Source organism: Umezawaea sp. NPDC059074 (genome assembly GCF_042738955.1).
Lineage (GTDB): Bacteria > Actinomycetota > Actinomycetes > Mycobacteriales > Pseudonocardiaceae > Umezawaea.
Genome location: NZ_JBHYHC010000240.1, coordinates 1 through 7,690, shown reverse-complemented (window position 1 = coordinate 7,690; position 7,690 = coordinate 1). Strand labels below are relative to the sequence as shown.

General features: G+C 70.8%; 6 protein-coding genes. 2 read left to right on the top strand and 4 right to left on the bottom strand.

All coding sequences use genetic code 11. The features are described 5' to 3' along the window. Positions 1-150: 150 nt before the first annotated feature. Positions 151-1,131 (bottom strand): LacI family DNA-binding transcriptional regulator, encoded by a 981-nt coding sequence (locus ACFWW9_RS45150; RefSeq protein ID WP_390389669.1) that lies wholly within the window; start codon positions 1,129-1,131, stop codon positions 151-153. Positions 1,132-1,248: 117 nt separating this feature from the next. On the opposite strand from ACFWW9_RS45150, the gene hisD reads away from it, so the two are divergent. Continuing rightward, positions 1,249-2,568: a histidinol dehydrogenase gene (gene hisD / locus ACFWW9_RS45145; protein ID WP_390389667.1), complete on the top strand. Its 1,320-nt coding sequence runs from the start codon at positions 1,249-1,251 to the stop codon at positions 2,566-2,568. Here hisD and ACFWW9_RS45140 read toward each other — a convergent pair. Together ACFWW9_RS45140 and ACFWW9_RS45135 are read right to left on the bottom strand one after the other, a co-directional pair. Beyond that, positions 2,552-3,397, bottom strand: a complete 846-nt coding sequence (locus ACFWW9_RS45140; protein WP_390389665.1) for a helix-turn-helix transcriptional regulator — start codon at positions 3,395-3,397, stop codon at positions 2,552-2,554. The two genes, hisD and ACFWW9_RS45140, sit on opposite strands and share 17 nt — an antisense overlap. Before the next feature lie 2 nt (positions 3,398-3,399). Then, positions 3,400-4,284 (bottom strand): oxidoreductase, encoded by an 885-nt coding sequence (locus ACFWW9_RS45135; RefSeq protein ID WP_390389663.1) that lies wholly within the window; start codon positions 4,282-4,284, stop codon positions 3,400-3,402. A gap of 117 nt (positions 4,285-4,401) precedes the next feature. On the opposite strand from ACFWW9_RS45135, the gene ACFWW9_RS45130 reads away from it, so the two are divergent. After that, positions 4,402-6,639: a hypothetical protein gene (locus ACFWW9_RS45130; RefSeq protein ID WP_390389662.1), complete on the top strand. Its 2,238-nt coding sequence runs from the start codon at positions 4,402-4,404 to the stop codon at positions 6,637-6,639. Positions 6,640-6,643: 4 nt separating this feature from the next. On the opposite strand, the gene ACFWW9_RS45125 is transcribed toward ACFWW9_RS45130, so the two are convergent. Continuing rightward, the coding region (locus tag ACFWW9_RS45125; protein WP_390389660.1) for a peptide chain release factor 3 at positions 6,644-7,690 on the bottom strand (1,047 nt) is incomplete at its 5' end.

The following is a 7,690-nucleotide window of genomic DNA, read 5'->3' as shown; positions in this document are numbered from 1 at the left end:
TGTTTTTTTAACCCCCCCCCCGGGCCGCCCCCTTTTTTTTTTGGCGCCCCCCCCCTTTTACGTTTTCTCTCGCGCTTTTCCATGTTTTTAATACCCGAAAAGGGGTGGGATAATTGGCGCAATCGGGGGTTGTCCCGCCTAACCCCACCCTCATCCAGGCGGCATAAGCGTAGCCCGCTCAACCAGCCGAGGCTCAAGCGCAACCCTCCGCACAGGCCCCCCACCAGAAATCCTCTCCACCAACAACCGCGCAGCGGCAACAGCCATCCCCCGCAAATCATGCCCCACGGTGGTCAACCGAAAAGCCTCCCAAGCAGCCATCGGAATATCGTCAAACCCAACAACACTCACCGCCGACGGCACCCCCACCCCACCCCGCCGAGCAGCATCCAACGCCCCAAACGCAACAACATCATTCCCACAAAAAACCGCCGTTACGTCCGACCGCAACAGCTCAGCCATCCCCTCAAACCCGGTAGAGAACTCAAACGCCCCCCGCCGAACCAACTCCTCATCCAACGAAACCCCAGCAGCAGCAAGCCTTCGCCGAAACCCAACCTCCCGATCCCGCCCAGTACTGGTGTTGGCAGGCCCAAAAATCCCCCCAATCCGCCGATGCCCCATCTCCACCATCCGAGCGGCCACCAACTCCCCACCAGCCTCGTTGTCCACCACCGAAGCATCCCCCTCCCCATCGGTAGCCCGATTCAAGAACACAAACGGCAACCCCCGCCGCCCAAGCTCCTCCGGCAAAGGCGAATCAAGCAAACTGGTCGCCAACACCACCCCATCGATAGCCCCGTCCAACAACTGCTCAGCCGCGATAGGCGCATCCGGACGCTCGGTGAAAACCATCGTCCGATACCCCAAAACCCCCAACTCATCATGCAACGGCCCGATCAAATGCGGAAAGAACGGATTCGCCAAATCCGCAACCACCACCCCCACCCGAAAACTGGACCGAGTCACCAACCCCCGTCCAGCCTCACTCCGCACGTACCCAAGCGTCGACGCCGCGCGAACAACCTTCTCCCGCGTAGCCAAAGCAACACGGGGGTCACCGCGCAGAGCGCGGGACACGGTCGGTTGGGACACGCCCGCCAGCCGGGCGACGTCATGGCTGGTGATCACGCGGGTCTCCTCTCGAGCAGGGGGCCGAAGGTAAGGAGGCTAGAAGGCTTGACGGCTCGGGTTCGCCCGAGGCTAGTGTGCATACGTATGTTCCGCCGAGGAGCGAAGGAGTGCGCGATGTCGGAAGTGCTGAAGTCCGCTACCCCGTCCGACGAGGTCCGCCACGACCGGGTCGCCGTGCGGAACCGCGTCACGGAGATCATCGACGACGTTCGCGCACACGGTGACCCGGCTGTCCGCCGCTGGTCCGAGGAGTTCGACTCGTGGTCGCCGGAGAGCTTCCGCCTCTCGCCCGAGCGGATCGACGAGATCGTCGCCACCGTCGACCCGCAGGTCGTCGAGGACATCAGGTACGTGCAGCACCAGGTCCGGACGTTCGCCCAGCACCAGCGCGACTCGCTGGTCGACTTCGAGGTAGAGACCCTGCCCGGCGTCCACCTCGGCCAGAAGCACATCCCGGTCGAGCGGGTCGGCGCGTACATCCCCGGCGGCCGCTACCCGCTCACCGCGTCCGCTCACATGACGATCGTGACCGCGAAGGTCGCGGGCGTACCCGGCATCGCCGCCTGCACCCCGCCGATCCGCGGCGAGATCCCCTCCGCCACGGTCGCCGCGATGCACCTCGCGGGCGCGGACGAGATCTACCTGCTGGGCGGGGTGCAGGCGGTCGCCGCCCTCGCCGTCGGCACCGAGACGATCGACCGCGTCGACCTGCTCGCCGGCCCCGGCAACGCCTACGTCGCCGAAGCCAAGCGCCAGCTCTACGGCGAGGTCGGCATCGACCTCTTCGCCGGTCCCACCGAGATCCTGGTGATCGCCGACGAGACCGCGGACCCGTTCATCGTCGCCGTGGACCTGCTGTCCCAGGCCGAGCACGGCCCCGACTCGCCCGCCATCCTCATCACCACCTCGCGCGCACTGGCCGTCGAGGCGATGGAGCACATCGACCGACTGCTCCCCGGCATGCCCACCCGAGACTTCGCCGAACCCGCCTGGCGCGACCACGGCCAAGTGCACGTCGTGGACTCGATCGACGAGGCCTTCACCCTCGCCGACGTCTTCGCCAGCGAACACGTCCAGGTCCTCACCGCCGAACCCCGACGAGCGCTGGAGAAGATGCGCAACTACGGCGGCCTGTTCCTCGGCGAGGGCACCTGCGTGTCCTACGGCGACAAGGTGATCGGCACCAACCACGTGCTGCCCACCCGTGGCGCGGCCCGCTACACCGGCGGTCTGTGGGTCGGCAAGTACCTCAAGACCGTGACGTACTCCGAGGTCACCGACCCGGCCGCGAGCGCGGCCCTGGGGGAGGTGTGCGGCCGCGCGTCCCGCGTGGAACTGTTCGAGGGTCACGCCCGCTCCGGCGACGTCCGCGCTCACAAGTACGCCGGGGCTCCGCTCCCTTGGGACACCCGCGCCGCTACCGGTTCGTCGTGAGCCGCTGACCGCCGACCACGGTCAGCAGCCGGAGCCGGTCGTAGCTCACCGACCCCGGCGTCGCGGTGAACACCAGCAACGTCTGCTGCTGCTCGATCTCGTGCAGCATCTGGCAGTGCAGCTCCAGGTCGCCCACCTCGGGGTGCCGCAACACCTTCGTGTCGCTGTAACGCACGCCGACCTCATGCCCCTCCCACAGCCCGGCGAACTCCGGACTGGTCTCCCGCAGCGTCGCCACGATCGCGCCCGCGCGGGACGAGGGCCCGTCGACGGCGTACGTGGACCGCAGCTTGGACACCAGGATCCGGCTGTGGTCCGCGCGGTGCTCCTCCGGGTACAGCGCGCGTTCGGCCTCGTCGGTGAACCAGCGGTAGACCGCGCTGCGCGCCTGCCCGGTGAAGACGGAGTGGTCGCCCTCCAGCGCGATGTGGGCCCTGGTCTGCACGAGCGTCTCGGCGAGCCGGTTGAGCACGAACGCCGGGGTGTCGTCGAGCCGGTCCAGGATCCGCAGCAGGCCGGGGCTCACGTGGTCCGCGCGCGTGGTCCGCACCGGAACCCCCTGCCCCGCCAGGATGAACAGGTGGTCGCGCTCGGCGAGCGTGAGGTGCAGGGCGCGGCTGATCGCGGCCAGCATGGGCTCCGACGGCTGCGGCCCGCGACCGCCCTCCAGCCTGCTGTAGTAGTCGGTCGACATGGCGGCCAGCGCGGCGACCTCCTCCCGGCGCAGGCCGGGGGTTCGCCGCCGGGCGCCGCGCGGCAGGCCCACGTCCTCCGGTTGCAGCGCCTCCCGGCGCTTGCGCAGGAAGTCGGACAGCTCGGCGTACTCCATGGTCACGTCCCTGCGTGCGGTGCGGCGGCCCCGGCGGTCAGCGCTTCGGCGACGTTCCACAGCTCACGGGCGAGCTTCGGGTCGCGGGCGCGCTTGGAGGGCGTGCCGAGCGCCGGGAACCCCTTGATACCACCGATCCCGTCCGGTCCGACGTAGGAGCCGCCCGGCACGTCGGTCGTGGCGGCGAACAGCGTCGGCAGCGCGCCGCGCTCGGCGTCGTTGAGGATGAACGACAACCGGGTGATCGGCGCGGGGGAGCCGTCGGGTCGCGCGGCGAGGTTCGTGGTGGCGATGCCGGGGTGGGCGACGACCGAGCGCACGGGGCTGCCCGCCGCGGCGAGCCTGCGCTGGAGTTCCAGCGCGAACAGCAGGTCCGCGAGCTTCGAGTCGGCGTAGGCCCTCGTGGCGTCGTACTTCCGCGTCGCCCAGGTGAGGTCGGCGAGCACCGGCCTGCCGAACCGGTGCAGCTGCGAGGACACCGTGACGACCCGCTCGACCACGTGCGGCAGCAGGGCGTTCGTCAGCGCGAACGGCCCGAGGAAGTTCGTCGCGGTCTGGAGCTCGAACCCGTCCTCGGTGCGGGACTCCGGCACGTCCATGATCCCGGCGTTGTTGACCAGCACGTCGATCGGCCCCGTCCACGCCTCCGCGAACGCCCGCACCGACGCCAGCCTGCTGACGTCCAGTTCGCGCACCTCGGTGCGCCCCGGCATCGCGGCGGCGACCTTGCGGCCCTTCGCGGTGTCGCGCACGGCGAGCACGACCCGTGCACCCGCTTTCGCCAGCTCCCGCGCGGTGATCAGGCCGATCCCGCTGGACGCCCCGGTGACCACGACCGTGCGGCCGGACTGGTCGGGGATGTCGTCGTTCGTCCACTTGGCACTCATCGGGCGCTCCTCCGCGTTGGTCGGCTGAGAGCAAGCCTCCTGCTCCCCAGCGAACGCGACCAGTGCTCGGTTATCCACTGCTCGGCAGGCAGTGGACACGGCCTAAGCTCTGCCGTCGTGGATGTTCCGGGGGCGGATTTCGAGTTGTGGGTCGCGTTCAACGAGGCGCGGCTGGAGCAGGACCCGGACGAGCGGATCGTCCTGATGGGGGAGGTCGTCCGGCTCGCCGACGAGGCGGACGCGCTGTGCCTGACCTACCTGTCGCGCCGGGTGCTGGCGGACACCTACCAGCTGCGCAGCCGGTGGGACGAGACGTACCGGCTCTTCCGGGAGTGCCTCGACGAGTTCGACACGCGGCCGCGCCGCTTCGACGAGGAGGACGTGGAGTCCCTGCTGACGTGGTACGCCTACCTCGTCGAGTGCATGGTCGACTTCCCGCACTTCGGCCTGCGCGAGATCCGCGCCGCGCTGGACGACGTGGAACGCCGGGTCCGGGCCGCGGGCCTCACCCTGCACCAGGTCCACTCGGCCCGCCGGGGTTTCGCCGCGCACCTGGGGGACTGGACCGAGGCCGAACGCGCCTACGTGCGGTGGACGGCCACCGCCGACATCGAGGGCGACGACCGGTGGCTCACGCTGGTCGGCATCGACCAGCTGTTGGCGCGCGGCGACGAGGAGTCGGTGGCGCACGCCCACCTGCTGGCCGAGCCGATGCTGGCCGATCCGGCCGTCACGGAATCGCCCGTGGTGCAGACGCGGTTCGAGATGCTGCTGCCGCTGGCGCGGGCGGGGAAGTGGGAGGAGGCCGTGCTGACGTTCCGCAGGCTGCGGCGCGGCATGGCGGGCGGCGTGCACCGGATGGAGCACCTCGGCCAGGTGATCGAGTTCTGCGCCCTCACCGGCAACCTGGACGCGGGCGTGGACCGGCTCGGCCCGATGGCGGGCTTCGAGTCGCGCGGGCGGCCGTTCGCGACCATGGAGTTCGCCACCGCCGCCTCGATCCTCGCCGACGCGCAGGTCCGGGCGGGTAAGGGCGAGACCAGGCTGAACCTCGGCGACGACCCGAACTCGCTGCCGTTCCGGCAGGTGGCCGACCGGATGCGGGCCAAGGCACTGGACTTGGCCGACGCGTTCGACGCCCGCAACGGCACCACGACCCAGGGCGACCGCGTCCGAGCCCGTCTGGACGCCCGCCCGCTGACCGGGTTCCTGCCGCTGCTGCCCACCAGCCGTCCGCCGCTGCGGCCGGAGACGGCCGGGCTGACCGACGAGGCCCTGCTGGAGCTGGCCCGGTGGCACGAGCTGCGCTGCGAGCAGGACGAGGCCCGCGCGTGCATGGCCGCGGTCTCCGACGACCTCCCCGAGCACCTGGCCGCCCAACTCGCCGAGCTACGGGCGAAGTTCTTCCAGGGCCCCGAGACCGAACAGGCGTTCCGCGACGCCGCCGAGGTCCTCCTGGCCCACGGCGATCGGCGTCTGGCGCTGCTCAACCACTGCTGGCTCGGCCTGTGGGTGGTCTTCGACGGCCGGATCGAGGAGGGCATCGCGACCACCGCGGCCGCCGTCGACCGCCTGCGCGACCTGGGGGACGAGAGCGCCAGCGCGTGGGGCGAGCACTGGCTGGCGCACGTGCTGGCGGGGCAGGGCAGGCGCGAGGAGGCGCGGGCGGCGCTGGAGCGCGGCAAGCGGCACGCCGAGGTCGCGGGCGACCTGCTGGCGCTCGGCACGCTGCTGGAACTGGAGGGGAGCGTCTTCCCGGAGACCGCGCTGGAGACGGCGTCGGCCGCGCTGGCGGCGTTCATCGCCGTGGAGGCCCCGGAGAAGGCGCTGGAGTCGTTGGCCCGGCTGACCGCCGCCCACCACGAGCGCGGGGACGCCGAGGCCGTGCACTTCCTCGTCGAACGCCTGCTGGCCCGACCCGCCCCCGAGTCCCTGGCCCGCTTCACCCGCCGCCTGCGCTACCTGCGCGCGTGCCGGTCGATCGACGCGGGCCAGGTCGCCGACGCGGCCGACGACCTCAACGAGGCCATCGGCCAGGCGGACCTGCGCGAAGGCGCTCCCGTCGACCTCTGGTACCGGCTCGTGCACGCCGACCACGCCGCCGGGCGGTACGAGGACGCGGTCGACGCGGGCCTGCTCGCCGCGGGCAGGCTGGACCACCTGCGGGACACCGAGAGCCAGGACTGGGCGGACTGGGCCGACATCGCCCGCTACCTCGTGGCGGAGAGCTACCGCCACCTCGGCGACCCGCACGCCGCGCTGCGCGAGTACCAGCGCCTCGCCAACGGGCAGGGCACGATGGCCTCCACGGCCTTCGTGACGGCGACCAGCCTCATGGAGCAGCTCGAGGTCTGACGGCTCAGGTCGTGCCCGCGACCAGAGGCTCCAGCAGCAGGCCCTCGTTGAGCCGCACGGTCACGTTCAGCGCGGTCTGGTCGTTGAACACGACCAGCTCCGCGCCGTCCGCGCGGGTCAGGAACTCGCCGCGGTTGGCGAGGTTCACGGTCGCGCGCTGCTTCGGGTCCGGCATGCGCCGCACCAGCGTGTACGGCAGGTGGTCCATCTTGACGACGCAGCCGAACTCGGCCAACAGCCGGTGCACGGCCACCTCGAACTGCATCGGCCCGACCGCGCCGAAGATCGGCACGCCGTCGCCGCGGCGGTCCGACGTCAGCACCTGCACGACGCCCTCCTGCGCGAGCTGCTCGACGCCCTTGCGGAACTGCTTGGCGCGGCTGAGGTCCGTCAGGCGGCCCACGGCGAAGTGCTCGGGCGCGAAGCTCGGCAGGCCGGGGAACCGGACGGCGGGCTTGCCCGCGTGCAGCGTGTCGCCCACACGCAGCGCCGAGGCGTTGATCAGGCCGATCACGTCACCGGGGTAGGCGACGTCGAGCGTGGTGCGCTCGCGGCCGAACACCTGCTGCGCGTACTTCGTCGCGAACGGCTTGCCGGTGGTCGCGTTGGTGACGACCATGCCGCGCTCGAACACCCCGGAGCAGACCCGCGCGAACGCCACCTGGTCGCGGTGCGACTTGTCCATGCCGGTCTGCACCTTGAACACGAACCCGGAGAACGGCGCTTCGAGCGGGCGGGACTTGCCGTCGACGTCGTGGCGCGGGGTCGGGCGCGGGGCCAGCGCCACGATCAGGTCGAGCAGGTGCCGGACGCCGAAGTTGAGCACACCGGAGCCGAACAGCACGGGGGTCGCGGTGGCGTCGAAGAACTTCGCCACGTCGAACTCGCCGCCGGAGATGTCGACCAGTTCGGCGCTCTCGACGGCGTGCGTCCAGTCCTCGCCCTCCTCGTCGAGCGCCCGCGCGGGCTCGATCCGCTCCTCGGGCGCGGCCGTGGCCCCACCGGCGGTGCGCGTGTAGCGGATGAACGTGCCGTCGGCGCGGTCGAGCAC

What these genes read in the sequence shown, in the direction of transcription:
- hisD (WP_390389667.1), top strand. Translation starts at nt 1,249, where the DNA reads ATGTCGGAAGTGCTGAAGTCCGCTACCCCGTCCGACGAGGTCCGCCAC.
- ACFWW9_RS45140 (WP_390389665.1), bottom strand. Translation starts at nt 3,397, where the DNA reads ATGGAGTACGCCGAGCTGTCCGACTTCCTGCGCAAGCGCCGGGAGGCG.
- ACFWW9_RS45135 (WP_390389663.1), bottom strand. Translation starts at nt 4,284, where the DNA reads ATGAGTGCCAAGTGGACGAACGACGACATCCCCGACCAGTCCGGCCGC.